The organism is Streptomyces sp. NPDC050619 (genome assembly GCF_040654815.1).
GTDB lineage: Bacteria > Actinomycetota > Actinomycetes > Streptomycetales > Streptomycetaceae > Streptomyces.
The window spans coordinates 81,872-105,740 of record NZ_JBFAIR010000026.1; the positions used below are offsets into that span (position 1 = coordinate 81,872).

Sequence of the window (23,869 nt, forward strand, 5' to 3'; positions counted from 1 at the left end):
GGCGGCGAAAGATCCTTGACAGACAATCAGAGGACAATAATAATTTTATTATGAGCTGCGGCGGCGGCCTGCTCGGTCCCCACCAGAAGCCCGTCACCTGTCAAGGAGAGCCATGACATCGATCGTGACCTACCAGAAGGGTCAGCTGCCCCGAGGGGTTCACCAGAACCTCGGCGGCCTCAAGGACGACTTGCTGGGCCGCGGCGGCTTCCAGGGGCGCCAGGCCCACCTCTACCGCCGCAACGACCCCGCCGACTACCGGTCTGAGGCGGGCTTCAAATCTCGCGTCGCAGCCCAACAGCAGTTGTCACCGAGTGACGAGCACGACCCGGCCGGTTCCCCACTCCGACTGGTTCACAATGCCGACGTTCAGCTCTGGATCAGCCGCCGCGGCACGCCCATGCCGTTCTACCGACGCAACGTCGAAGGCGACGAGGCCCACTTCGTGCACCGGGGGACCGGAGTGGTCGAGACCGAGTTCGGCCCGATCCCCTACGAGCCCGGTGACCTGGTGGTGATCCCGAAGGGCGTGACCCACCGCATCGTGCCCGACCACGCCGACAACGTCTTCTTCATCACCGAGACCGTCGAGGAACTCGAGGTCCCGGACTTCGGCCCGGTGGGCCGCTACACACCGCTGGACCCGAACCTGATCTACGTACCGGAGCCCGAGGTACTCCCCTCACCCCACGCCGAGTACGAGGTGCGTCTCAAGCACGGCAGCGAGCACTGGACGATCACCTACGACCACAACCCGTGCGACGTCGAGGGCTGGCGCGGCGACTACTTCCCCTGGAAGTACAACATCCGGGACTTCAAGTTGCTCAACTCCGACTCCGCGCACCTCATGCCCACCGCCCACACCCTCGTCGGCACCGCCGGCGGCGGTGTCTACCTCGGCTTCTTCAAGCCCCATCGCGCGCCCCAGGCCGAGGGCGTGGAGAAGGCGCCTCCCTACCACCGCAACGCCGACTACGACGAGGCGGCCTTCATGCACGGCGGCGAGTTCTTCGGCGCACCCGTACCGCCGGGGCTCTTCCAGCACACCCCGCAGGGGCTGCACCACGGTCCGCCCGAGAAGGTCAAGCAGCGGATCCGCGACGAGTACCCCAGGGAGGCATGGCTCAACTGGGAGGTCGTCGTCGTCGACGCCAAGGCGCCACTCGTCGTCGACGAGCCGCTGGTCAAGGCCGCTGAGGAAGCCATGGCAGCGGGCGCCGAGGAGATGTGACGGAACCATGTCCGGCGACGCACAGTACGAGCGCGTTTCACTTGCTCTCGGCCACTATGAGGACACCGGCGTCCTGAAGGAGGTCTACCACCAGCCGGCGGCCGCGGCCGATACCCGCCAGCGCATCAACCTCGCCGCCACGTACTACCGGCCCCGTCGGCCCTCCCGGACGGTGACCGTGTTCATGCACCCGATCAGCAGCCTCGCCCACCTCCCCCTGATCGAAGAGCTCGCCGCAGCGGGGCATCACATCGTCTGCTGTCCCACCCGCTACGCCAACGACCCCGCGCTCATCATGGAGAAGGCCCTCACCGACCTGGGCGGCTGCATTCGCCACCTCAAGGAGAACCTCGGCTACGAGAAAGTCGTGCTCGGCGGCTGGTCCGGGGGCGGCTCGTTGATGGCCTTCTACCAGTCGCAGGCCGAGAACCCCACGATCACGCACACACCGGCCGGCGACCCCTACGACCTCACGCACGCGGGGCTCACCCCCGCCGACGGCGTCATGCTGCTGGCCGCGCACGCCAGCCGCCACCAGATGTTCACCGAATGGATCGACGCCTCGGTCCTCGACGAACACAACCCCGACATCCGCGACCGGGACCTGGACCTCTACGCTCCCGACGCCACCCACCAACCCCCTTATGCGGCGGAGTTCGTCGAGCGCTACCGCGCGGCCCAGATCGCCCGCAACCGCCGGATCACGACCTGGGTGAAGGCCAAGCTCCAGCACCTGCGCGACACCGGCCGACCGCACGAGGAGTTCGGCTTCGTCGTGCACGGCACGATGGCCGACCCTCGCTGGCTCGACCCGGCCCTCGACCCCAACGGGCGGCGCCCCAACTGGTGCTACATGGGTGATCCCAGGATGGTGAACAACGGGCCCACCGGTCTGGCCCGCTTCACCACGCTCCGCAGCTGGCTGTCGCAGTGGAGCTACGACGACGCCCGGGGCTCCGGCCCGACCTGCGTCGGCGATGTCACCAAGCCGGTGCTCGTGGTGGGGATGGACGGTGACGACTGCTGCCCGCCGAGCCACACCCGCGCCCTGTACGAGGGCATCAAGCACTCGGAGAAGGAAGTGCACTTCATCGCCGGGGTGGACCACTACGTCCGCGGCCGCCCGGAGGGACTCATCGAGACCCGTGACCTGTGCGGCAAGTGGCTCGAAACCCACGATCTGCGATAGGCCCGCCGCACTCAACAGCTGTCCGGGCTGAAAGTATGGTGTTCAGCCCGGCCGGTCAGCCGTACTACACCACGCCCGAGCGGTACGACAGTGTCGCCCCGCTGGATACGCGACGGTGCCCCCCGCGTGCCGGCCAGGGGCACTGCCCGCGCCGACCGCCGTTACCGCGTCCGCCGCCTCCCCGGCAGGAACGTGAACACCGCACCGCCCAGGAGGACCGCCGTGCCGGCCACCAGGCCGAGGGCCTTCAGTGCGCTGTCGTCCTCGGCGCCGGTCGCGGCCAGGCCGCCGCTCGTCGACGAGCCGCCGCCGGAGCCCGACGTGCCGCCGGACGTGGACGAACCGCCGCCGGACGCCCCGTTCGCCTGCTGGGTGGTGTCCAGGGTGAGGGAGACCTGCGACTTCGTCGGTGTGCAGGTCGTGGTCGTGCCGAGGGCCTCGACCGTCAGGACGCCCGGGGAGAGGGTCGACTTGCCGCTCGCGCCCGGCTTGTAAGTGCCCGTCAGGTCAGGGATCTCGATGGGGTCGCCGGACTTGATGGGCTCGGCGTTCACCGGACCCTCCACATGCACCTTGCCCTTGTCGGCACCGCCCAGGACCACCTCCATGGACGGCTTGACCGAGCCCTTGGGGATGTCGGCCGGGCTGTCCATCACCGACTTCTCGAACCGCACGGTGAGGTCGTAACTCCCGCCGTTCTTCTTGGCGTTGATCTGCACGGGCGAGGTCGCGTTCTTGTCGCCGATGGGCGTCTTGCAGGCGTACGGCACCTGGACCGCCTTGCCGGGGAAGTCGGTCTGGCCCGTACCCGTCCCGTCGCTCGCGGAGGCAGAGGCGGAGGCGGTCGGTGTGCTGCTCGGCGTGCCCGTCGGGGTCGCCGAGCCGCTGCCGGTCGGGTCGGGGGACTCGGTCGGCGTCGAAGTCCCGCCCCCCGCCGTCACGTTGATGGTCGCCGCCGGCTGCACGGTCGCCGTCGGCGCGCACTTCGTGTCCGTCGACATGGCGTTGACGACGTACGCGTCCGGCGTCAGCGTGAGCTGCCCGGGGGTGGTCGGCTTCAGCGTGCCCTTCATGTCGGACAGCACCATGTTCCCGCCCTTGGGAATGGCCGGGTTCTCGCGCGGCCCCTGCATCGCCACGTCGGTGGTCTGCGCGCCGGCCGCCTTCAAAGTCCCGGACGGCTGCACCGAGTTGGCCGGCAGGTCGATGATGTCGGGGTTCTTCGAGGCGGCCTGCACGAACTTCCAGACCACCTCCACCTCCTCGCCGACCTTCGCGGTGGCCGGTGCGGTGATCTCCACCTTGGTGGTGCCCTCGACCGGTTCGAGCCCGACGCCCGCGGGCGGTACGCACTTCGTCGCGTACGCCACCTCCGCGGCCTGGGCGGGCGCGACGGCGACGCCCAGCAGGGCGCCGGCCCCGCCGAGCACCAGCGCGACGCCGGCGGGTATGACTCTCCTTCGCTTTCTCACGGGGGTCCCTTCCTGGTGGGAGTCGTGGGAGTCGTAGGACTCGTGGGAGCCGCAGGACTCGTCGGGCTGTCGTCGTGCGGTGCGGAGAGTCGACCGGCCGCGCCCGGATCGGCGTCCGGGGTGAACCACGGCAGGGTCGAAGCGGATGAGGGTTCCTGTTCGGCGGTCTTCGCGCCCGGCAGACCGAAGGCCTTCAGACTCGGCAGACCAAAAGCCTTCGAGGCCTTCGAAGTCTTCGCGCCCTTCGAGGAGGCCTTCTCGCCCGGCGGACCTGAGACCTTCGCGCCCGGCCCTCCCGGCAACCGCAGCGCGAGTTCGGGCACCCGGATGCCACCGCCCCCACGACCCCCACGGACCGCGCCCGCGCGCCGCGGCCGTACCCGGTCCACCACCGCCATCCCGGCGCGGAACACCGCGGCCGGCACGACCAGGCAGGCCAGGACCCAGAACAGGGTCACGCCCCAGGGCCGGCCCACGCCCCAGGGCTGCTCGGCGAGGACCTTCCCGCCGTACTTCAGCGAGACCGTGTAGTCGCCGTGCGCGCCGGCCGACAGCTCGATGGGCAGCTCGATCCGCGCCCGCTTCCCGGGCTGGATCGTGCCGCGCCACTGCTGCTCCTCCCACTGCGGGGCGAACACGCCGTGGGCGGTGCCGACTTGGAAGACGGGGTCCTTGACGGCGGACGTGCCGACGTTGCCGACGGTGAAGGCGAGGGTGCGCGCGGGCGCCGCCCCGAACCAGGTCAGCAGCCCGCTCGCCCCGTCGAGCCGGGTGTCCGTGAGCACGGACAGACGTCCGCCGGCCGGCTCGGCGGGCAGTGGTTCGACCGCGTGTCCGGCGACCTGGAAGATCGCGTCGGCCTCGGCCTTCGCCCCCTGCACCGTCGCCACGTGCACCACGCACGGACACGGCACCGGCGGCTCGGCGACCGGCAGCTTCCGGCTGAAGCGGCCCCCGGCGTCGGTCGTCACGGCCCGGCCGTCCGCGTTGGCACAGGAGTTGGTGCCGCCGAGCACGCCCCGCGAGGGCACGGACTGCCCGCAGATCAGGATCATCAGCAGCGCGCGCTCGCGCCAGCCACTGCCGGTCACGGTGATCGAACCCCCGGTCCCCGCCTGCGACTTGGACAGCTTCACCGTCGGCTTCTCGGCCGCCGCCGCGGTCCCCGACAGCGGCGGCAGGAGCAGCGCGAGCACCACCGCCAGCGCCGCGGTCCGCACCTTCCCGCTCACGTCATCGCTCCCGTCAACTCGACTTCCGTACGCGGAGGTTCGGACGCGCCGCCGTCGTCGTCCCTACGGCGTCCACGGCGTCCTAAGACGACGAAGCCGCCGACGACCGCCACCACCGCACCCCCGGCCCCCGCCGCCACCGCACCCCACGGCACGAACCGCGCCGAGGTCCCCGCACTGTCGCGGGCCCCGCCCGCCGCCGTCACCGTCAGCCGCACGTCGACCGCGTCCAGGGCGGGCCGGTCGGGCCAGGGCTCGGTGAGGCGGAGGCGGCGGCCCGGGGGCAGTTCGACGGGGAGGGTGCGCGGGGCGCGGTCGAGGACCGGGCCGAGGAGTCCCTCCGCGCGCACGGCGAGCTTCGGTGCCAGGGCCGTCGTACCGCGGTTGACCAGCTCGTACGCGATACGGTCGCCGCGCACGGCCACGTGCTCGACGGTCAGCGCGGACAACTCCGGGATGGTGGCGCGGAGTTGGAGGCGGATGCGCCGGTCGCCGCCGTCCGCGCCGTGCGCGACGATCTCGGCGGCGCGGTCGCCGGCCGGGACGGTCACCGTGAAGGGGACGTCGGCGCGGGTGCGGGCGGGGACCCCTACCGTGCGGTCCGCGAAGGCGATCGGGACGCCGGTGCCGTACAGCCGTACGGTGATCGGTCGGTCGCCCCGGTTGGTCACGGACACCGTGTCCTGGAGGACCGCCCCGGGCGCGCCCTCGACGTAGAAGGACGGCCGCCCGCCCCCGGAGGGCGCGAGGGACCAGCCGCCGGCGGCGAACGCCGGCGCGGCGGAACCGAGCAGAACCAGCAGAGGCAGGGACAGAGACAGACACAGGACACGGGCAGCGGACGACATCGGCGGCTCCGACGGCTCCAGAGGGATACGACCGGTCAGCGGCGTACGCGGGCCGCCTGGTTCCTCCGCGTCAGCCACAACGTGCCCGCCGCACCCGCGAGCAGCACCGTGCCACCCAGCGTGCCGAGGGCGATCGCGGAGTCCTCGGGACCGGTCTGCGGAAGCGCGGCGTCGGAGCCGGAGCCCTCGGCGCTTGAGGCCGAGCCCGAGTCCGAGCCCGAACCGCTCTGTGAGGAACCGGAGCCGGATTCGCCCGCGCCGCCCGCCGCCGTCACGTCCAGGGACAGCGACGGCTTCGGGCTGTTCGTCGGCGTACAGGTCGTCGTCGTACCGAGCGCCTTGATGGTGAGCACGCCCGCCGTGAAGGTGACCTTGCCGGTCTTCTTCGGGGTGTACGTGCCCGAGAGGTCGCTGATCTTGATGGGTGTGTTGGCGGGGATCGCCTCCTGGTTGGGCGGGCCCGTCACCGTCATGGTGCCGCTGTCGGCGCCGCCGAGCTTGATGGTGGCGCTCGGGTTCATCGAGCCCTTGCCCAGTTCGACCGGGCTGGAGGAGACGCCCTTCTGCCACGACATGGTCACTTTGTAGCCGTCACCGCTCTCGACACCCTTGATGTCGATGGGCGAGACGGCGCTCTTGTCGCCGATCGGCGTCTTGCACTGGTAGTTGACGTCCACCACCTCGGCATGGGCCGCGGGGGCGGCCATCAGCACCGCCGAGCCGGCCAGGGCCGCGGCGGACGCGAGCGCGGCGGTTCGTTTCTGGTAGGTCCGGTTCGACACTGGCCCCACTGTCCCCTCATTCCTGACGGCACATCAGATCGGGCCGTCAAGGTACGCCCGGGGTCTTGTGGAGGGAAGACAAAGTGCGCGCCCGATGTGTGACGATCCGGCGCGCACGGGGTGACGTACGAAGAAAGGGTGAGGGAGGGACAGGGAAAGATGCGAACCGCGGGTAACCCCAGGGTCGGAGTTGCGCAGGGGCCGGTCGGTGCTACGCGGGCGCCCCGAGCTCGGCCCAGACCGTCTTGCCCGGCGCCCCAGGGGTGCGCACGACACCCCAGTCCAGGCACAGCCGCTGCACGATGAACATGCCGTGGCCGCCGGGTCGGCCGGCGCGGTGCGGGGTGCGCGGGGCCGGCTGGCCCGCGCCCCGGTCGGAGACCTCGACGCGGATCACCTTGTTGTCACAGGCGATCCACAGCTCGTCCGGCCCTTCGGCGTGCAGACAGGCGTTGGTGACCAGCTCGGAGACGACCAGCAGCACGTCCTCGGCCGCGGCCCGCTGGTCGGCGGTGGCGGCGGGCAGCCAGCCCCACGCGTACAGCGCCTGGCGGGTGAAGTCGCGGGCGAGCGGGACGACACCGCTCTGCCCGTCGAAGCTCAGCGTGCGGACCTGACGCCCCCCCGACGACACGGCCGCGCCCCTTTCAGGCGCGCCAGTCGTGGGCGCGCCCCCCTCGGACGCCCCGGAAGCGCCGCTGGGCTCCGGACCGCGGTCGCCCGGCGGGTTAGGCCGGGTGATGCTCATCAGCGCTTCACCTCACCGATTCACCAGTTCACGATTCAAAAGTGCCTGCGCGGTCGGCCGCCACACAGCCGGCCACACAGTGAGTACGGATGTCTCCTGCCCGACCGGACCGACCGAACACCCCCATATTCGGCACCAAAGGCGTGACACCTGAAAAGCGCCGGTCACAGGGGGGCGAGCGGGGCGGAGCCCCGGCCCGGTCCGTCGGCTCAGCCGGCCCCGTCGCTCTCGCCCGCTTCATCGGCCAGGGCCGCTTCGACGGTGTCGTGGACGGTGAAGACCGCGTCGGCGCCGGTGATCTCGAAGACGCGCGCGACCACGGGCAGCATCCCCGCCAGATGCACCCCACCGCCGGCCGCCTCCGCCTTCAGCCGTGCGCCGAGGAGCACGTTCAGTCCGGTGGAATCGCAGAACTCCAGACGCGAGCAGTCGATCACCAGCCGACTGAATCCCTTGGCGAGGCATTCCTCCAGCGGCTCGCGCAACAGATCGGCGGTGTGGTGATCCAACTCACCCGCCGGGGTCACGACGGCACTGGGGCCTGATTCCCGCACCTCGACCAGAAGCCGGCCAGACTGTGCGCTGCCGACTGTCCCGCGGTCCATGCCGTCTACTCTCCCGACGTCGTGGCTGCTGACTGACGCCCTCGAACACTACGCCTTCCACACGTCCTTCGACACCCGAACAACCACCCGTAAACGGACATTTGCGAACATCGCGCACTTGCGGCGGGCTCGGGAAAGCGGGTAGGGCTAGTAGGGACACGTAAATCAACACGGCCGGCTTTGGAGGCGCCGCACTCCGCAGTGCACTGAACTGGCTTCGGCAGCCATATGCCGAGAACGATGGAGGACACCATGTCACCCCGGCTCGACGCATCGCGTACCCACGAAGCGACGTCGACATCCCCCCCGGAACAACTGGATCCCATCGAGGGCAACATCGAGGGCAACGACGTACTCGTCGACGTCGAACAGGTCACACAGCAGGACGACGTACTCGCCGGGCTTCCGGAGATCCCGCCGTACGACGAGGTGGGGCCGGTGGACGCGCGGGCCCTGTCCAAGACGCTCTTCGGGCGCCTGGAGTCGTTGGAGGAGGGCACCCACGAGTACTCGTACGTCCGCAACACACTCGTCGAACTCAACCTCGCGCTGGTCAAGTTCGCCGCCTCCCGCTTCCGCTCCCGCAGCGAGCCGATGGAGGACATCATCCAAGTCGGCACGATCGGCCTGATCAAGGCGATCGACCGCTTCGAACTCAGCAGGGGTGTGGAGTTCCCCACCTTCGCGATGCCAACCATCGTCGGCGAGATCAAGCGCTTCTTCCGCGACACCTCGTGGTCCGTGCGCGTACCGCGCCGGCTTCAGGAACTCCGGCTCGACCTGGCGAAGGCCGGCGACGAACTGGCCCAGAAGCTCGACCGCGCACCCACGGTCGCGGAACTCGCCGAACGCCTGGACCTGACCAACGACGAGGTCGTCGAGGGCATGGCCGCGTCGAACGCGTACACCGCCTCCTCGCTGGACGCCCAGCCGGAGGAGGACGACGCCGAGGGCGCCCTCGCGGACCGCATCGGCTACGAGGACCACGGGCTCGAAGGCATCGAGTACGTCGAGTCGTTGAAGCCCCTGATCGCCGAACTTCCCACCCGGGACCGGAAGATCCTCTCCCTGCGCTTCGTCGCGGGCATGACCCAGTCCGAGATCGGCGACGAACTCGGCATCTCGCAGATGCACGTGTCCCGGCTGCTGTCGCGGACGCTGGTGCGGCTGCGGAAGGGGCTGACGGTCGAGGAGTGAGGGCGACGGCGACGGTGGCCGTCGACCATTGATGACGGCGGCCGTCGGGTCGTGATGGGCAACCCGGTCTGGGGCGGGCCGGGTTGCTGTGCTGTGCTGCAGTTCCGTCCACCACTATGGGCACCCTTCACAGACTGACCGGTCCGTCAGGAGAAGGTGGGCGAGGAGGCGGGTGGATGGCTCGCGAAGGCGGGCCGAAAGTGAAGGCGCGTCGTCCGCGGGTGTGCGCGCGGGCGCGTCCGACACCCGGCTCACCGAACTGCTGCGCGCCGACACGGCCACCGCCTACCTGGCCCGCCAGGAACTCCGCGCCCGCCACCGCCCGTCGGTCCTCGCCTAAGCCCGACCGGCGAGTCGGCCGCAGGCCAACTCGCGGCCCAGGCCTTCACGCTCGCGGCGCGGGAGACGGCACGCGGCATCGACCGGGCGTCCTGTGGCGGCACCAACTCCTGCTGCTGACGGGACGGTTGGCGGCCTCCTGGGCCCCGGACGAACGCGCGGCCGGCCTCGACGCGAACCTGCTGCTGGTCCTGAACACGACGGGCGTCGACGCCCCGACCCCACCCCTCCTCGCCCCGTTCCAGTCGCTGGGTCCCGAGCACAAGGGCTGATCTGGTAAGGCGTACTGGAACAGGAGCCGCAGGAGAGAACGGCCGCTTACCTGAGCCTCACCCGCGAGGACGTGACGTACGGCACGGACCAGGCCCTGCAATCCATGACCCAGGCTTGCGTGTAGATGCGCCCAGCCGCATCCGACGACCCACGCTGCGCCGACTTCCGCCGCCTCATCGAGGAGTCCATACGACCGTACAGCCCGCGGGAGAGCCCCGACCTGCACGCCCACATGGCCACTGCGCCCATTGCACGACGGCGTACGAGGAACTGTCCACTGCGACGATGGCCGTCTCAGCGGGGCGATGGGGGTGCTGCGGGACAAGATCCGGGCGGTGACCGACCGTCGTCACGTGGAACGGTCGCTGTCGGCCGTGGTCGCCGACTTGAACCCGGTCCTGCGAGGCTGGGCGGCGTACCTCCGTAACGGCGGTTCCGCCGGGAAGTTCTCCACGATCGACAGCTACGTCCACGAGCGTCTCGCGATCTTCGACAATCGCAAGCGCGGCATCCCGGGCAGAAAGTCGTGTGCGCGAGAAGCGCATGCACGGTGACGGGCGGGGGCTGAAAACGGAGCCTCACAGGCCACCGCGCCAGTCCCCGACCCTACTGATCGGCGCGCTAGCAAAAAGGATCCGTCAGTAAACTGACGGACCCTCATGCAAGATCGGGGTCCGGGTAGTCACGAGGACCGTGCCGAATCGTCAATCGCGATGTCCCAGGTTTGTCCGTTTTTTACGCCATTCCAAGTGTGATTCGTTGTCTCCCATACCGGGCTAGAGCCATCGACGTCCGCGTGTACCACATTAATCCGATACGCGCCATCCGCCCTCCACCAATAATCCCATACCGTAACAAAGTTCACCCCCCCCAGCACCAACCGTATACTCACCAGTGCGAGCATCTCGGTCCTTGTCATTACGGCCGATAATATGGAAGGTCTGGGCAAAAGGAGCCGAGTTGACCACCCTTATTTGAACACTCGGAAAATCCACCGCGGAGGCCGGTCCTGACATCGCCACACTGCCGATGGCGGCTGTGGTGGTCGCAACTACTGCGACTTTGCGCCACATACTAAGCATTGAGCTGTTCACCACTCTCTCGATGGATCTGGTCGACTTGACGCCGATACAGTCGGCGCAAACCGCAACCACGATCACTCCTGCGTTTCCCTACATGTGCTTCACATGCAACGAGAAGCCTCTATCCCCGTTGGGGGCCATGACGTTTCCCGGTGTAGCGCATGCCGATCACGACCGGCCCTACGGGCGAAGGGATCGAAGCGAATCCGTCACCGTATCTGTCATGGAGCCGCCAAGGGTGTCGGGCTGACGTTCCGGTGATCCGCATTTATGGCTGACCCTCTACCAGCCAAGGCCGTACGCAGCCGCGTTCCCCGGCCCCCGGTCACATCATCGGCGAGTGGAATGAACGGACAGGCAACGCCGATATTTCCACCGACATCAACGGTGGAAAGGATCAGGTGAAGACCCGCAGACGGCTGCCGCAGCGGTAGTCAAGCAGGGCTTGATCAAGTTCCTGGAGCGTCCGGGTCGCCTGTGACGCCCAGGATTCGGAGTGTGTGTTCGTGTTTGCGGTGGATGGCCCGAGTGGTCTTGGCGATGTTGTCGGCTCCGAGGGTTGGAACGAAGCCGGCGTCTGGTAGCGGCTGCACGGTGGGAGACCGTGGAATCCGTGTAACCGGCGAGTGTGAGTCGCCGAGTGTCGGCGCCAGAGGATGTTCATTCGGGCTACTCCAGATCCTCCACGTCGAGAACATCATCGGCGGGCGGCGCCTCGGCGTTGACAGGCTCGTTGTAGTCACTCATCACCAGGTCCATGGGCTCGTCGCCCCCAGTCTGGTTGAGGCTCAGAATGTACGGCTCGCCCTCCGTCGCAACATCCATTCTGGTAGTGACGCCGCCATCCTTTCTGACAACCGGAATCGCAGACTGGTCACTGACGTCGTGGATCTTGCCCTTGGTCAGCCCAGGGGCAGCGTGATCGGGAACGCCCTTGAGTAGCTGGTCCGCATCACATACCTCGGCCAGGTCATCGAAGCCCTCCGACTGGGCGGACACCTTCAGCCACTGATCAGCCAGAAGGGCAACACGATCACTCCCGGCGTCCACCTCCTTCCAGAAGCTCTCATCTCCCTTGAGATACGCGACATCGGCGACTTTGATGATCTCCGCGGTGACGTTTTCTCGGGGGCCGATGGTGCCCTTGCAATCACCCTGCTGGTTCAGAGCGAGATCCATCTGGATCTCATCCGGGCCGCTCGTCGTCCCTCCCTTCAGCCGAAAGGAGTCCGCACTCTTGGTTGCGTCAAAGGCTTTCTCCGCAATCCGGCTCGCAGGGAGGTCCTCGATGCCGTTTGAGTCCTGCGTCGTTACACCGCCCGCGAGGCCGACGACCGCCAGCGCCGCCGTGTAGGCCACAGGCGTCAAAATTGCCCGCTGCACCTTCATGATCGTTCCCCCTTTCTCATCTGTCTCTTTTCAGGTTGGGCACGCCCGCTCTGTATGCGCTACTTGGCACTGATCGCGCGAGGTGGTGGATCAAGCGGCTGTGGCTGCGCGTTTCCGGGTTGCCCGCCGCAAGACCAGCGCCCAAGCCGCCTGCCATGCGGCGGGTGCGGACAAGGCAGTTCAGCCTTCAACGTCAGGTTGGTGCAGTAGTACACCGCGACCAGCAGCACCCGCTCGGCCAGCGGCAGCCGCCACAGCCGGTCCCACCCGCACCCCTCGCCGACGCGTTCCCGGACCGCCTTCAGTAACCGCTCGAACTGGTCGTTCCGCAGGCGGTGAACGTTCCCACCCTTCTGCAGCACCCTTTGGTCTTCGGTACGCCGGTGGGGACCGCGTACACCGTCACCCTCTCCGGTAACGCGATGCCCAGCACCCCGAAGACAGGAGTCAGGAGATCGCCGTAGCCGCCAGCTCGCACCAGACGTACTTGCCCCCGGCTGCCGTTCCTGGCCAGCGGCTGCCAGCCCCAGACGTCGGCGCAGGCGCGGATCAGGGCGAGCCCTCTGCCCTCCTCCGCGTCCGTGAGGCTCGCCAAGTCCCGGGGCGGATCCGGGGGTTCGGGGTCCGCGTCCCAGGCACCGATCCGCAGCACGCCCGCCGACCAGCGGACGCGGAGGGTAGCGGGGCCTTTGGTGTGGAGTACGGCGTTGGCCACCGGTTCGCTCGCGAGGAGTTCGGCGGTGTCCGCGAGGCGAATCAGGCCGTGCATGGTGAGGATCAGGCGCAGGGTGCGGCGACAGACGGTCACGGCCCGAGGGTCGTGCGGGATGGAGAGGGAGTACTCCCAGGCTTCGGTTTCGGGCATGCGTCAACTCCAAAGGGACGGCAGGGATGGGATCACTGCGAGGTGCGGGCGGTGGCAGTGCCGTAGCCGTCGCGGCAGGACGGAGTGGTGCGCTTCCGGTATCTCGTGACTTCGCAGTGTGTGCGTCGCATCACCGACCGTAGGGTAGTAATTCCAACCCTTGCAAGTCGATCGCGTAATCTGACACCCGAACGAGGCGTCCCAACCACGCGCAGAGCAACCGTTATTGAGGAGATCCAGCCGGGATGACGATGCGGAACAGGCCCACCGCACGCCAAGTGCGCCTAGGCGCAGAACTGCGCAGGCTGCGGGAGGCGGCGGGGCTGTCGGCCAAAGAAGTCGCAGGCCTGCTGAGTTCGAGTTCGACCCACATGAGCCAGATCGAGGCAGGCAGCTCCGGCATCAGCGAGGAGCGTCTGCGCAGGCTGGCGGCGCACTGCGCCTGCGCGGACCAAGCGCTGATCGAAGCCCTGGTGGCAATGGCGGCCGACCGGACAAGGGGCTGGTGGGAGGAGTACCGAGGCGTTCTGCCGCCGGTCTTCCTCGACGTGGCCGAGCTGGAGCACCACGCGACCTTCTTGCGTGAGGTCGTGATCACCCATGTTCCGGGGCTGATGCAGACCCCGGACTACGCACGCGCCGTCTTCGAGTACATGGTCCCGGAGCTGCCCCCGAGCGAACTGTCCCCGCGCGTCGAGCATCGAATGCGGCGGAGGTTGGCTCTCGAAGGCGACAGCGCCGCCACGTACGAGACGATCATCCACGAGTCGGCACTGCGGATCCGTGTCGCCGACCGCAAGGTCGCCCGCGCCCAACTCCTTGAAGTTGTCCGCCACATCGAGGACGAACGAGCAACGGTACGCGTCGTCCCGTTCGACACGGACGGATTCGCCGGCGCCAGCAGCGCGATGATGTACGTCGGTGGGCCCATTGCCCGACTGGACACGGTGCTCCGGGACTCACCCCACGGCACAGCCTTCCTGGACACCGAAACCCAACTGAAGCGCTTCCGACAGCTGTTCCATAAGGTGGAGAAGACCGCACTGGGCCCGGCTGCGTCCCGGGACTTCATCCACCAAGTCGCAATGGAACTGTGAGGCGTCAGCATGACCCAGGCCGCCCACTGGCAGAAGTCCTCCTTCTCGGAAGGCGGAGACGGCAACACCTGCGTCGAAGTCGCCACCCGCGCAGATCACTTCCACCTCCGCGAGAGCGACACCCCCGACACCGAACTCACCACCACCACCGCCCCGTTGGCCCACCTCATACGCGGCCTGAAGTCGGGCATATTCGGCGTATGACCTACCCGTCGATGTCGAGCGCCGTCCCGTACAGCCGGTCCACCTTCAACCGGACGACCACCCGGCGTTCGGCGACCAACTGCTCCAGGAACGCGTCCTCGTCCTCCGGTTTCGCAGCATTCGGGATCACCCCGAGCAGTTCCCGCCCGACCGCGTCGCCAGGAACCGTCGTGACCTCGGAAACCTCGGCCTCGCCCTCGGCGACGGCGAATGACCACACGTCGCCACCCTGCACATGCAGCGCCGCATACGGGTTGCGCCGCAGGTGCTTGAGCTTGATGCGGTCGGCCGTCGTCGAGAGCCGCACCACGCGGGCCTCAGGGTCCCAGCTGTAGAGCATGGTGGTCAGGTGGGGGCGGCCACCGCGCTTGACCGTGGCAAGGGTGCCGAACTGCTGCTTGCCGAGCAGGTCGGAGAGGGCTTCGTCGGATAACGGGCGAGGTGCCGGGCCTTGAGTCATGAACAGGCCAACCTCTGAGGTTGCCCCAGATATTTCATGGACGCACCCTGAAAGATTGCCCCGGCGATCGTTTCGCGCCCTGGATCCCCCAAGTACGGTTGAGTCTTTGCGTTGCCTACGGAGGCGGTTCGTGCATGCGTGCCCATGAGACGTCAGCCCAGCACACATCCCGCACACCCAACGCCCCCTTGCACGGCGGAGCCGCCGCGCGGCGGAAGGGCGCGGGTCCGGTCGCCGATCCCCTTGCGCACGTCGACCCCGGGCCCGAACTACTCGCCCTACAGCGCAGCGCGGGAAACGACGCAGTGGTACGGATGCTGCAACGGCGCAAGGAAGAGGAGCAGGAGCAGGAGCAGCACGTTCACGACTCCTCGTGCGGACATCCTGAGCCCGCGCCGGTCCAGCGCTCCACTGCGCACGAGGTGCTGCGTTCTGCCGGAACGCCGCTGTCCGGACCTCTCCGGACGGAGATGGAGGGCCGCCTCGGCACGGACTTCTCCGATGTGCGGCTCCACACCGGCGGTGCGGCCCGGAGGTCGGCGGCGGAGATCGGAGCACGCGCCTACACCTCGGGCAGCCATGTCGTCATCGGTGACGGGGGCGGCGACAAGCACACGCTCGCCCACGAGCTCACACACGTGATCCAGCAACGGCAGGGGCCGGTGGCGGGCACGGACAACGGTGGCGGTCTGCGGGTGTCCGACCCCTCGGACAAGTTCGAGCAGGCAGCCGAGGCCAACGCCGCACGCGTCATGTCCGGGCCGGTCCCCCGGCAGACCAGTGCGGCGCCTGTCGAAGGCGGCGACGCGGGCGGCTCGGTGCAGCGTGCACCCTCCCGGCCTGTCGTGGCCGTCCAGCGCATGCCCAAAGGGCAGTCCGCCCAGCAAGGTGCCGACGAGGAATTCGAGATGGAGGACAAGCTCGGCAAGCTGACCCCGGCGGTGGTCTCCCAGCTGCTGGAGCGGTACGAGTCCATGACGAACGACTTCGAGCTCGGCACGCTGCTCAGGGACCTCATGCCAGAGGTGGGAAAGGTGGAGGAGTTCACGGGTCCGGGGGCGGAAGCCACCCGCCCACGCGGTCGCCACGTCACCAAGGCTGATGCGCCGGCGCAGGGCGGAACCACCGTTCCGGTCCCCGCGCGCCCCGGCAAATACCGCATCGAAATGATGCAGCACGGATCACGGGAGGACCAGATCGCGGTCCTCGTCCATGAGATGACCCATGTCCTGAACTACGAGGTGTACGGCCAGGACGCGGTGCCGGCCGGCCCCACACCGCAGGACAAGGAGCAGTATGCGACCTACGTCTTCCAGAAGGCGGGCGACCTCATCGAACTACTGCCCAAATCGGGGCTGCCGCCGAAATGGCAGGAGCAGACCGCGAACAAGCTGGAATGGCACACCGCGCCCCACTCGGACAAGGAATACGACACGGTGCTCAGCCATCTGATGGTCTGGTCCGAACAGTACGGGGACCCGAACTCGACGTTCCATGTGCTGCTGACCGAACTGGTCAAGGAAGCGCGGGAGTGGCGGGCCCAGGGTGGCGCCCATCAGCACTTCCAACTGGCACCCGGGGTCACCTTCGACTCCGCATACGCCCGGTTGCAGACTTTGGGCGCCCGGGTGCGGACCGCGGCCGCCGCCCAGTTGGGGTCGTAGGGCGCGGAGATCGCTCCCTGTACAACTAACTCCTTATTACAACTGCTTACACAAGCTGAGCGGCGTCACACCACCCGTTCCCCCCGCCGCCACACCCCGCTGACCAGCGGAACCCCCGGCCGGTAGGCCAGATGCACATGGCTAGGGGCATCAAGCAGCGTCAGGTCGGCGTACGCCCCCGGCGTGAGACGGCCGACGTCCTCGCGACGCAGCGCCCGCGCACCCCCCGCCGTCGCCGACCACACCGCCTCGTCCGGCGTCATCCCCATGTCCCGTACGGCGAGCGCGATACAGAAGGGAACGGACGAGGTGAAGGACGAGCCCGGGTTGCAGTCGGTCGACAGGGCCACCGTCACCCCCGCGTCCAGGAGGCGGCGGGCGTTCGGCCACTCGGCGCGGGTGGAGAACTCGGCGCCGGGGAGGAGGGTGGCGACCGTACGGCTGCTCGCCAGCGCGTCGACGTCCACGTCCGTAAGGTGCGTGCAGTGGTCGGCGCTCGCCGCGTCCAGTTCGACGGCCAGTTGGACACCCGGCCCGTACGACAGCTGGTTGGCGTGGATCCGCGGATGCAAGCCCTTCCCCTTGCCCGCCGTGAGGATCGCGCGGGCCTGGTCGCCGTCGAAGGCGCCCTTCTCGCAGAAGACGTCGATCCAACGGGCGTGCGGGGCACAGGCGTCGAGCATCTCTCCGGTCACCAGCGCCACGTACGCGGCCGGGTCCTCGGCATAGTCGGGCGACACGATGTGCGCGCCGAGATAGGTGACCTCGTCCGTGTGCGCGGCGGCGATACGCAGGGCGCGGGACTCGTCGGCGACGGTGAGGCCGTAGCCGGACTTGGTTTCGAAGGTGGTCGTGCCCTGGCGGAGGGCCTCGGCGAGGTAGCGGGTGAGGTTGGCCTCCAGTTCGGCGTCCGTGGCCGCGCGGGTCGCCGCGACCGTCGTACGGATGCCGCCCGCGCTGTAGGCCCGGCCGGACATCCGGGCGTTGAACTCCTGCGTGCGGTCGCCCGCGAAGACCAGGTGGGAGTGGGAGTCGACGAAGCCGGGGAGGACCGCCCGGCCGTCGGCGTCGACCCGATTGTCAGTGGCGGGTGCTTTGCTTGATTCACCGGTCCACGCGATGCGGTCGCCGTCGATGACGACGGCCGCGTCCTGGATCAGACCGAGGGGAGTTCCGTCACCGAGGGAGGGGTCGTTGGTGACCAGCGTGGCGATGTTGGTGATGACAGTGCTGCTCATCGTGTCCTCGTGGGCTTGGGCGGCGGTGGGATTCAGGACCGCAGGGCTTCGACAGCCTGAGCGAGGGCCTGCGGCACATCCGGTACGAGCGTGTGCGCCCCGTCGCGTACGACGTGCCGCCCGCCCACGATCGTGTGCCGTACGTCCGCCGCGGTCGCCGCGAATACGGCCGTCTCGGCGCCGAGCCTGGGCAGCGGCCCCGCTGTCCTGACGGAGTCGAGGGCGATCGTGGTGAGGTCGGCGAGCGCGCCGGTCTCGATGGTGCCCGCCTCGTCCCAGCCGAGGGCCGCGTGCCCGTCGGCGGAGGCGGCCCTCAGCAGGGCGGCGGCCGTCCAGTGGCCCCGGGTGCGGGTGCGCAGGCGCTCGTTGAGCTCCATCGCGCGTGCCTCTTCGAGCAGGTCGATGACGGCGTGGCTGTCGGAGCCGAGGGAGAGCGGGGAGCCCTGGCCCTGGAGCGCCGCCGCCGGTCCGATGCCGTCGGCCAGGTCGCGTTCGGTGGTGGGGCACATACAGGTGCCCGTGCCGCTGCCGCCGATCAGGGCGATGTCCTCGTCCGTGAGGTGCGTGTTGTGGATTCCGGTGGTGCGCGGGCCCAGCACCCCGTGCTCGGCGAGGAGTTGGGTCGGCGTGCGGCCGTACGCCTCCCGGCAGGCGTCGTTCTCGGCGGTCTGCTCGGACAGGTGCACATGGAGCGGGGCCCGCCGCTCCTCGGCCCACCGCGTCACCGTCGCCAACTCCCGTGCGGGCACGGCCCGTACGGAGTGGACGGCGGCCCCGATCCGTGCGTGATCCCGATCCTTGAGAACTGAACAGCGAGCGGCCCAGGCGTCCGCGTCCCCGTCGGAGAAGCGGAGCTGGTGGGTGGTGGGCGGCTGTCCGAAGCCGGAGGAAAGGTAGGCGGTGTCGAGGAGGGTGATGCGGATACCGGCTTCGGCGGCGGCGTCGATGAGCGCCTCGCCCATCGCGTTGGGGTCGGCGTACGGGGTGCCGCCCGGGGTGTGGTGCACGTAGTGGAACTCGCCGACGGACGTGATGCCGGCCAGGGCCATCTCCGCGTACACCGCGCGGGCGAGCGCGTGGTAGGTCTCCGGGGTCAGCCGGTCGGCGACGGAGTACATGACCTCGCGCCAGGTCCAGAAGGTTCCGGAGCCGACCTGGACGGTGCCGCGCAGGGCGCGGTGGAAGGCGTGCGAGTGGGCGTTCGCCAGACCGGGGAGGGTCAGTCCGCGCAGCACCTCCGCTCCGGGCGGCGGAGCGGGCGTCTGCGTCCTCACGGCCGCGACACGGCCGTCCGCCACCTCCAGCAGCACCCCCGGCTCGACGTGGGTGTCGAGCCAGGCGTGCTCCAGCCAGTACGTACGAGTCCGCTCCGTTGACGTCACGTGCAGGCCAGCCCTTCCAGTACGTCGGCGAGTGCGGTCACCCCGGCCACGCAGTCGTCCTCGGCGGCGTACTCGGCCGGGGAGTGCGAGACGCCGGTGGGGTTGCGCACGAACAGCATGGCGGTCGGGATCCTCCCGGAGAGAATCCCGGCATCGTGTCCGGCACCGGTACCCAGGACGGGCACCTTGAGATCCGTCTCCTGGCCGAGAATCCGGGCGAGTTCGTCCCGCAGGGCGTGGTCGAACTCGACGACGGGCGTGAAGGACTCCCGGACCACGTCGAGGTCGACCCCGTGTGCGGCGGCGTACTCGCGGGCGGCCTTCTCGACCCCGCCCACGACCGTGTCGAGGCTCGCCTGATCGGCGGCACGGGAGTCGAGCCAGCCGCGCACCAGGGACGGGATGGCGTTGACGCCGTTCGGCTCGACGACGATCTTGCCGAAGGTGGCGACGGCGCCGGCCAGTTGAGCCTCGCGGCGAGCGGCGAGCACGGTCTCGGCGTACGACAGCATGGGGTCGCGCCGGTCGACCAGCCGGGTGGTCCCGGCGTGGTTGGCCTCGCCCCGGAAGTCGAACCGCCACCGCCCGTGCGGCCAGATGGCACTGGCGATGCCGACCTGGTGGCCGCTGAGGTCGAGCGCCCGCCCCTGCTCGACGTGCAGTTCGACGAAGGCGCCGATGCGGTCGAGCCGTTCCGGGTCCGGGCCGATGGTCTCGGGGTCGTACCCGGCGGCTTCCATGGCGTGCGGCAGGGTCACCCCATCCCCGTCGGTCAGCCGATGCGCCTGCTCGACGGTGAGCTGCCCGGCGGCAAGCCGCGACCCGACACAGGCGAGCCCGAACCGGGCGCCCTCTTCATCGCCGAAGTTGACGATGGCGAGGGGCTTGGTGAACGTGACCTGGCGCGCGCGGAGTTCGTCGAGGGCGGCGAAGGAGGACACGACGCCGAGGGGCCCGTCGAAGGCCCCGCCATCGGGCACGGAGTCGAGATGCGACCCGGTGACGACGGCGTCCCCGGCAGCGGGATCCCCGAGCCAGGCCCACTGGTTCCCGTTCCGGTCCAGCTCGTACGTCAGCCCCCGCGCCTCGGCCTGCGCCTTGAACCAGGCCCGGCATTCGGCGTCGGCACCGGTCCAGGCAAAGCGGCGGTAGCCGCCGGAGACGGGGCTGCGGCCGATCGGCAGCAGCTCCGCCCACATGCTGAGGAAGGTCACGCGTCGTCACCTTCGCGCATAGGAACCCGCACACCCCGCTCCTCGGCCGCCGACTCCGCGATGTCGTACCCGGCGTCGACATGCCGGATGACACCCATACCGGGGTCGTTGGTCAGCACGCGGCGGATCTTCTCCCCGCCCAGCTTCGTGCCGTCGGCCACCGTCACCTGCCCGGCGTGGATCGACCGGCCCATGCCGACGCCGCCGCCGTGGTGGATGGACACCCAGGACGCACCGGACGCCACGTTCACCATGGCGTTCAGCAGCGGCCAGTCCGCGATCGCGTCCGAGCCGTCGAGCATGGCCTCCGTCTCGCGGTACGGCGATGCCACCGACCCGGCGTCGAGGTGGTCGCGCCCGATGGCCAGCGGGGCCGCCAACTCGCCGGAGGCCACCATGTCGTTGAACCGCTCGCCGGCCTTGTCGCGCTCGCCGTAGCCGAGCCAGCAGATACGGGCGGGCAGGCCCTGGAAGTGGACGCGCTCGCCGGCCAGCTTGATCCAGCGGGCGAGGGACTCGTTCTCGGGGAAGAGCTCGAGGATCGCCTTGTCGGTCTTCGCGATGTCGGAGGCCTCACCCGACAGCGCCGCCCAGCGGAAGGGGCCCTTGCCCTCGCAGAACAGCGGGCGGATGTAGGCGGGGACGAAGCCGGGGAAGGCGAATGCCCGGTCGTACCCGGCGAGTTGGGCCTCGCCGCGGATCGAGTTGCCGTAGTCGAAGACCTCGGCGCCGGCGTCCATGAAGCCGACCATCGCCTCGACGTGCCGGGCCATCGACTCCCGCGCCCGGGTGGTGAAGCCGGCCGGGTCCTTGGCCGCGGCCGAGGCCATGTCGTCGAATTCGACGCCCACCGGCAGGTAGGCGAGCGGGTCGTGGGCCGAGGTCTGGTCGGTGACGATGTCGATGGGGGCGCCCTCGGCGAGCATGCGCGGGAGCAGTTCGGCCGCGTTGCCGAGCAGGCCGATGGAGAGCGGGCGGCGGGCGTCGCGGGCCTCGACGGCGAGCTGGAGGGCGTGCTCCAGGGAGTCGGCCTTCACATCGAGGTACCGGTGCTCGATGCGGCGCTCGATGGCGCGGGGGTCGCAGTCGACGCAGATCGCGACGCCGTCGTTCATGGTGACGGCGAGGGGCTGGGCGCCGCCCATGCCGCCGAGGCCGGCGGTCAGGGTGATCGTGCCGGCGAGGGTGCCGTCGAACTTCTTCGCGGCGACGGCGGCGAAGGTCTCGTAGGTGCCCTGGAGGATGCCCTGGGTGCCGATGTAGATCCAGGAGCCGGCGGTCATCTGGCCGTACATGGTCAGGCCGAGCGCCTCCAGGCGGCGGAACTCCTCCCAGTTCGCCCAGTCCCCCACCAGGTTCGAGTTGGCGATGAGGACGCGCGGAGCCCACTCGTGGGTCTGCATGACGCCGACGGGGCGGCCCGACTGGACGAGCATGGTCTCGTCCTGCTTGAGGGTCCGCAGCGTGCGGACCATGGCGTCGAAGGAGCGCCAGTCACGGGCCGCCTTGCCGGTGCCGCCGTAGACGACGAGCTTGTCGGGGTGCTCGGCGACCTCCGGGTCGAGGTTGTTCTGCAGCATCCGCAGAGCGGCTTCCTGCTGCCATCCCAGGGCGCTCAGTTCCGTACCGCGCGGCGCACGTACAGAACCATGGGGCGGCCCGTAGGGCCTCGTTTGAGGGTGGTGGCGGGAGACGGGTGGGAGGGGTCCTGACATGGTCTGCCTCCTAGCGGATTGCTCCCAGTGGATTGTTTACTGCCGTTATTCACATCCTGGCTTCCTGAATAGAACTAGTCAATACGTTCAGGCGTCAGGGTTGATGGGGCAGGGATGTTTCGCTGGACCCATGGGCGCAGAAAACGACAGGACGGGGGATGTTGTGGACACGGGCAAGGACAACGGCAGCGCGGGTGCCCTGAGCCAAGGCAACGGCGAGCGGGCCACCCGCCGGGACGAGGCGGTGCGGGCCGCGGTGGAGCAGGGGCTGCTCGACCCGGGCTCCCCCATCGTGGGCCTTCTCGACGTCACTGGCATCCGGGAGTCCGCGGCGGCCCTGCGGGCGGCCTTCGACGCGGTCACCGCGCCCGGCACCCCCGTGCTGCACGCCTTCGCGGTGAAGGCGACCCCGCTCGTGCCGGTGCTGCGGCTGCTGCGGGACGAGGGCATCGGCGCGGAGGTGGCGAGCCCCGGCGAGCTGGCGCTGGCGCGGGCGGCGGGGCTGCCGCCGGCCCAGACGGTGCTCGACTCGCCCGCCAAGACGCCGGCCGAGCTGCGGGAGGCGCTGGCGCTCGGAATCGCCGTCAACGCGGACAATCCGCAGGAGCTGGACCGGATCGACGGCCTGATGCGGTCCGCGGTCAGCCGCTCCCCCATCGGAATCCGGGTGAACCCGCAGGTGGGGGCCGGATCCATCGAGGCCCTGTCCACCGCCACGGCGACCTCGAAGTTCGGGGTGGCGCTGCGGGACGAGGGCGCGCGCGAGTGGGTGGTCCGGGCGTACGCCGAGCGCCCCTGGCTGACCCGGCTGCACGCGCACACCGGGTCGCAGGGCGTCCCGCTGTCGCTGATGGCGCAGGGGGTGGCTGAGACGTACGGGCTCGCGGAGGAGATCAACGAGCGCATCGGGCGGCCGCAGATCGACACGATCGACATCGGCGGCGGCCTGCCGGTGAACTTCGCCTCGGAGGCGACGACACCGACGTACGCGGAGTACGCGCGGGTGCTGAGCGAGGAGGTTCCGGGGCTGTTCGACGGGCGGTACGGGCTGGTGACCGAGTTCGGGCGGTCGCTGCTGGCCAAGCACGGCACGGTGGTGGCGCGGGTCGAGTACGCCAAGAGCGCCGGCGGAAGGCCGGTCGCGGTCACGCACGCGGGCGTGCAGGTCGCGACGCGGACGGTGTACGTGCCGGGGGCCTGGCCGCTGAGGATCGCCGCGTACGACGGCAAGGGGCGGCCGAAGGAGGGACCCGAGGTGGTCCAGGACATCGCCGGTCCGGCGTGTTTCGCGGGCGACCTGCTGGCCGTGGGGCGGGCGCTGCCGCTCCTCGCGCAGGGCGACTACGCGGCGGCGCTGGACACGGGCGCGTACTACTTCGCGCACCACTACGCGTACAACTCCCTGGCCCGTCCGGCCATTTACGGGTTCGCACCGGACGGGGCTGGAGGCGTCGCCTTCGCGACCGTACGGGAGGCGCAGACGGTCGAGGAGATCGTGGCGGAGTCGGGAGGTGCCCAAGTGTCCGCCCTCGCGGGACTGCCGACGGCTACGCGCCGTGAAGGCTCGAGCAATTCGTAGACCGCGGTGCGCTCCGGCCGGTCGTAGACCCGGGTGCGCTCCGGCCGGTCGCGCCCGCGCGGCG

20 protein-coding genes and 2 pseudogenes are annotated in these 23,869 nt (G+C 69.4%); 9 read left to right on the forward strand and 13 right to left on the reverse strand.

Going from position 1 to position 23,869, the window contains the following annotated elements; all coding sequences use genetic code 11:
• The first annotated feature begins 112 nt into the window (after positions 1–112).
• Together AB0I77_RS34880 and AB0I77_RS34885 are read left to right on the forward strand one after the other, a co-directional pair.
• The gene (locus AB0I77_RS34880; protein WP_363286780.1) at positions 113–1,231 is read left to right on the forward strand and encodes a homogentisate 1,2-dioxygenase; all 1,119 of its coding nucleotides are present in this window, start codon (positions 113–115) and stop codon (positions 1,229–1,231) included.
• Positions 1,232–1,238: 7 nt separating this feature from the next.
• Positions 1,239–2,420 (forward strand): hypothetical protein, encoded by a 1,182-nt coding sequence (locus AB0I77_RS34885; RefSeq protein WP_363286781.1) that lies wholly within the window; start codon positions 1,239–1,241, stop codon positions 2,418–2,420.
• A gap of 161 nt (positions 2,421–2,581) precedes the next feature.
• Here AB0I77_RS34885 and AB0I77_RS34890 read toward each other — a convergent pair whose 3' ends face one another.
• From AB0I77_RS34890 to AB0I77_RS34915, 6 genes are all read right to left on the reverse strand, one after another.
• Positions 2,582–3,850, reverse strand: a complete 1,269-nt coding sequence (locus AB0I77_RS34890) for a hypothetical protein (protein WP_363286844.1) — start codon at positions 3,848–3,850, stop codon at positions 2,582–2,584.
• A 38-nt stretch (positions 3,851–3,888) separates the two neighbouring features.
• Positions 3,889–5,124 carry a hypothetical protein gene (locus AB0I77_RS34895; protein ID WP_363286782.1) on the reverse strand — a complete coding sequence of 412 codons (1,236 nt, stop codon included), beginning with the start codon at positions 5,122–5,124 and terminating at the stop codon, positions 3,889–3,891.
• Positions 5,121–5,972, reverse strand: coding sequence for a hypothetical protein (locus AB0I77_RS34900; protein ID WP_363286783.1), 852 nt, complete (start codon positions 5,970–5,972; stop codon positions 5,121–5,123). The genes AB0I77_RS34895 and AB0I77_RS34900 overlap by 4 nt, the downstream gene beginning before the upstream one ends.
• 35 nt (positions 5,973–6,007) lie before the next feature.
• Positions 6,008–6,754, reverse strand: a complete 747-nt coding sequence (locus AB0I77_RS34905; protein ID WP_363286784.1) for an LPXTG cell wall anchor domain-containing protein — start codon at positions 6,752–6,754, stop codon at positions 6,008–6,010.
• 211 nt (positions 6,755–6,965) lie between these two features.
• Positions 6,966–7,502 (reverse strand): ATP-binding protein, encoded by a 537-nt coding sequence (locus AB0I77_RS34910; RefSeq protein ID WP_363286785.1) that lies wholly within the window; start codon positions 7,500–7,502, stop codon positions 6,966–6,968.
• A 209-nt stretch (positions 7,503–7,711) separates the two neighbouring features.
• Entirely contained in the window at positions 7,712–8,107 is a 396-nt protein-coding gene (locus AB0I77_RS34915; protein ID WP_363286786.1) for an STAS domain-containing protein, read from the reverse strand.
• A 252-nt stretch (positions 8,108–8,359) separates the two neighbouring features.
• Here AB0I77_RS34915 and AB0I77_RS34920 point away from each other — a divergent pair, with 252 nt between their 5' ends.
• From AB0I77_RS34920 to AB0I77_RS34930, 3 genes and pseudogenes are all read left to right on the forward strand, one after another.
• Positions 8,360–9,304: an RNA polymerase sigma factor SigF gene (locus AB0I77_RS34920; protein WP_363286787.1), complete on the forward strand. Its 945-nt coding sequence runs from the start codon at positions 8,360–8,362 to the stop codon at positions 9,302–9,304.
• A gap of 172 nt (positions 9,305–9,476) precedes the next feature.
• Positions 9,477–10,189, forward strand: a pseudogene (locus AB0I77_RS34925) (ricin-type beta-trefoil lectin domain protein); the annotation flags it as partial.
• 32 nt (positions 10,190–10,221) lie between these two features.
• Positions 10,222–10,470: a group II intron maturase-specific domain-containing protein gene (locus tag AB0I77_RS34930; RefSeq protein WP_363286788.1), complete on the forward strand. Its 249-nt coding sequence runs from the start codon at positions 10,222–10,224 to the stop codon at positions 10,468–10,470.
• A 1,197-nt stretch (positions 10,471–11,667) separates the two neighbouring features.
• Here AB0I77_RS34930 and AB0I77_RS34935 read toward each other — a convergent pair.
• Positions 11,668–12,387, reverse strand: a complete 720-nt coding sequence (locus AB0I77_RS34935) for a hypothetical protein (RefSeq protein WP_363286789.1) — start codon at positions 12,385–12,387, stop codon at positions 11,668–11,670.
• 447 nt (positions 12,388–12,834) lie between these two features.
• Positions 12,835–13,252 (reverse strand): annotated as a pseudogene (locus tag AB0I77_RS34940) (ATP-binding protein).
• A gap of 245 nt (positions 13,253–13,497) precedes the next feature.
• Here AB0I77_RS34940 and AB0I77_RS34945 point away from each other — a divergent pair.
• Together AB0I77_RS34945 and AB0I77_RS34950 are read left to right on the forward strand one after the other, a co-directional pair.
• Entirely contained in the window at positions 13,498–14,349 is an 852-nt protein-coding gene (locus AB0I77_RS34945; protein WP_363286790.1) for a helix-turn-helix transcriptional regulator, read from the forward strand.
• 9 nt (positions 14,350–14,358) lie between these two features.
• Positions 14,359–14,553 (forward strand): DUF397 domain-containing protein, encoded by a 195-nt coding sequence (locus AB0I77_RS34950; protein WP_363286791.1) that lies wholly within the window; start codon positions 14,359–14,361, stop codon positions 14,551–14,553.
• 1 nt (position 14,554) lies between these two features.
• On the opposite strand, the gene AB0I77_RS34955 is transcribed toward AB0I77_RS34950, so the two are convergent.
• A complete protein-coding gene (locus tag AB0I77_RS34955) occupies positions 14,555–15,013 on the reverse strand; it encodes a TIGR03618 family F420-dependent PPOX class oxidoreductase (protein ID WP_363286792.1) in 459 nt (152 codons plus the stop codon).
• Between the two features lie 314 nt (positions 15,014–15,327).
• Between AB0I77_RS34955 and AB0I77_RS34960 the strand changes: the two genes are divergently transcribed.
• Positions 15,328–16,677, forward strand: coding sequence for a DUF4157 domain-containing protein (locus AB0I77_RS34960; RefSeq protein WP_363286845.1), 1,350 nt, complete (start codon positions 15,328–15,330; stop codon positions 16,675–16,677).
• A 65-nt stretch (positions 16,678–16,742) separates the two neighbouring features.
• Here AB0I77_RS34960 and hutI read toward each other — a convergent pair whose 3' ends face one another.
• The 4 genes from hutI to hutU are packed head-to-tail and all read right to left on the reverse strand — an operon-like array spanning position 16,743 to position 22,226.
• Positions 16,743–17,915 carry an imidazolonepropionase gene (hutI, locus tag AB0I77_RS34965; protein WP_363286793.1) on the reverse strand — a complete coding sequence of 391 codons (1,173 nt, stop codon included), beginning with the start codon at positions 17,913–17,915 and terminating at the stop codon, positions 16,743–16,745.
• Between the two features lie 32 nt (positions 17,916–17,947).
• Complete coding sequence (locus AB0I77_RS34970) at positions 17,948–19,297, reverse strand: formimidoylglutamate deiminase (RefSeq protein ID WP_363286794.1); 1,350 nt, start codon at positions 19,295–19,297, stop codon at positions 17,948–17,950.
• Complete coding sequence (locus AB0I77_RS34975; protein WP_363286795.1) at positions 19,294–20,511, reverse strand: allantoate amidohydrolase; 1,218 nt, start codon at positions 20,509–20,511, stop codon at positions 19,294–19,296. The genes AB0I77_RS34970 and AB0I77_RS34975 overlap by 4 nt, the downstream gene beginning before the upstream one ends.
• On the reverse strand, positions 20,508–22,226 hold the full coding sequence (gene hutU / locus AB0I77_RS34980; protein ID WP_363286796.1) for a urocanate hydratase: 1,719 nt from the start codon (positions 22,224–22,226) through the stop codon (positions 20,508–20,510). The genes AB0I77_RS34975 and hutU overlap by 4 nt, the downstream gene beginning before the upstream one ends.
• Before the next feature lie 130 nt (positions 22,227–22,356).
• Here hutU and AB0I77_RS34985 point away from each other — a divergent pair, with 130 nt between their 5' ends.
• Positions 22,357–23,805, forward strand: a complete 1,449-nt coding sequence (locus tag AB0I77_RS34985) for a diaminopimelate decarboxylase (RefSeq protein ID WP_363286797.1) — start codon at positions 22,357–22,359, stop codon at positions 23,803–23,805.
• The last annotated feature ends 64 nt before the right edge of the window (positions 23,806–23,869 follow it).

What these genes read in the sequence shown, in the direction of transcription:
- AB0I77_RS34880 (WP_363286780.1), top strand. Translation starts at nt 113, where the DNA reads ATGACATCGATCGTGACCTACCAGAAGGGTCAGCTGCCCCGAGGGGTT.
- AB0I77_RS34885 (WP_363286781.1), top strand. Translation starts at nt 1,239, where the DNA reads ATGTCCGGCGACGCACAGTACGAGCGCGTTTCACTTGCTCTCGGCCAC.
- AB0I77_RS34900 (WP_363286783.1), bottom strand. Translation starts at nt 5,972, where the DNA reads ATGTCGTCCGCTGCCCGTGTCCTGTGTCTGTCTCTGTCCCTGCCTCTG.
- AB0I77_RS34910 (WP_363286785.1), bottom strand. Translation starts at nt 7,502, where the DNA reads ATGAGCATCACCCGGCCTAACCCGCCGGGCGACCGCGGTCCGGAGCCC.
- AB0I77_RS34915 (WP_363286786.1), bottom strand. Translation starts at nt 8,107, where the DNA reads ATGGACCGCGGGACAGTCGGCAGCGCACAGTCTGGCCGGCTTCTGGTC.
- AB0I77_RS34920 (WP_363286787.1), top strand. Translation starts at nt 8,360, where the DNA reads ATGTCACCCCGGCTCGACGCATCGCGTACCCACGAAGCGACGTCGACA.
- AB0I77_RS34930 (WP_363286788.1), top strand. Translation starts at nt 10,222, where the DNA reads ATGGGGGTGCTGCGGGACAAGATCCGGGCGGTGACCGACCGTCGTCAC.
- AB0I77_RS34935 (WP_363286789.1), bottom strand. Translation starts at nt 12,387, where the DNA reads ATGAAGGTGCAGCGGGCAATTTTGACGCCTGTGGCCTACACGGCGGCG.
- AB0I77_RS34945 (WP_363286790.1), top strand. Translation starts at nt 13,498, where the DNA reads ATGACGATGCGGAACAGGCCCACCGCACGCCAAGTGCGCCTAGGCGCA.
- AB0I77_RS34950 (WP_363286791.1), top strand. Translation starts at nt 14,359, where the DNA reads ATGACCCAGGCCGCCCACTGGCAGAAGTCCTCCTTCTCGGAAGGCGGA.
- AB0I77_RS34955 (WP_363286792.1), bottom strand. Translation starts at nt 15,013, where the DNA reads ATGACTCAAGGCCCGGCACCTCGCCCGTTATCCGACGAAGCCCTCTCC.
- AB0I77_RS34960 (WP_363286845.1), top strand. Translation starts at nt 15,328, where the DNA reads ATGCTGCAACGGCGCAAGGAAGAGGAGCAGGAGCAGGAGCAGCACGTT.
- hutI (WP_363286793.1), bottom strand. Translation starts at nt 17,915, where the DNA reads ATGAGCAGCACTGTCATCACCAACATCGCCACGCTGGTCACCAACGAC.
- hutU (WP_363286796.1), bottom strand. Translation starts at nt 22,226, where the DNA reads ATGTCAGGACCCCTCCCACCCGTCTCCCGCCACCACCCTCAAACGAGG.
- AB0I77_RS34985 (WP_363286797.1), top strand. Translation starts at nt 22,357, where the DNA reads ATGGGCGCAGAAAACGACAGGACGGGGGATGTTGTGGACACGGGCAAG.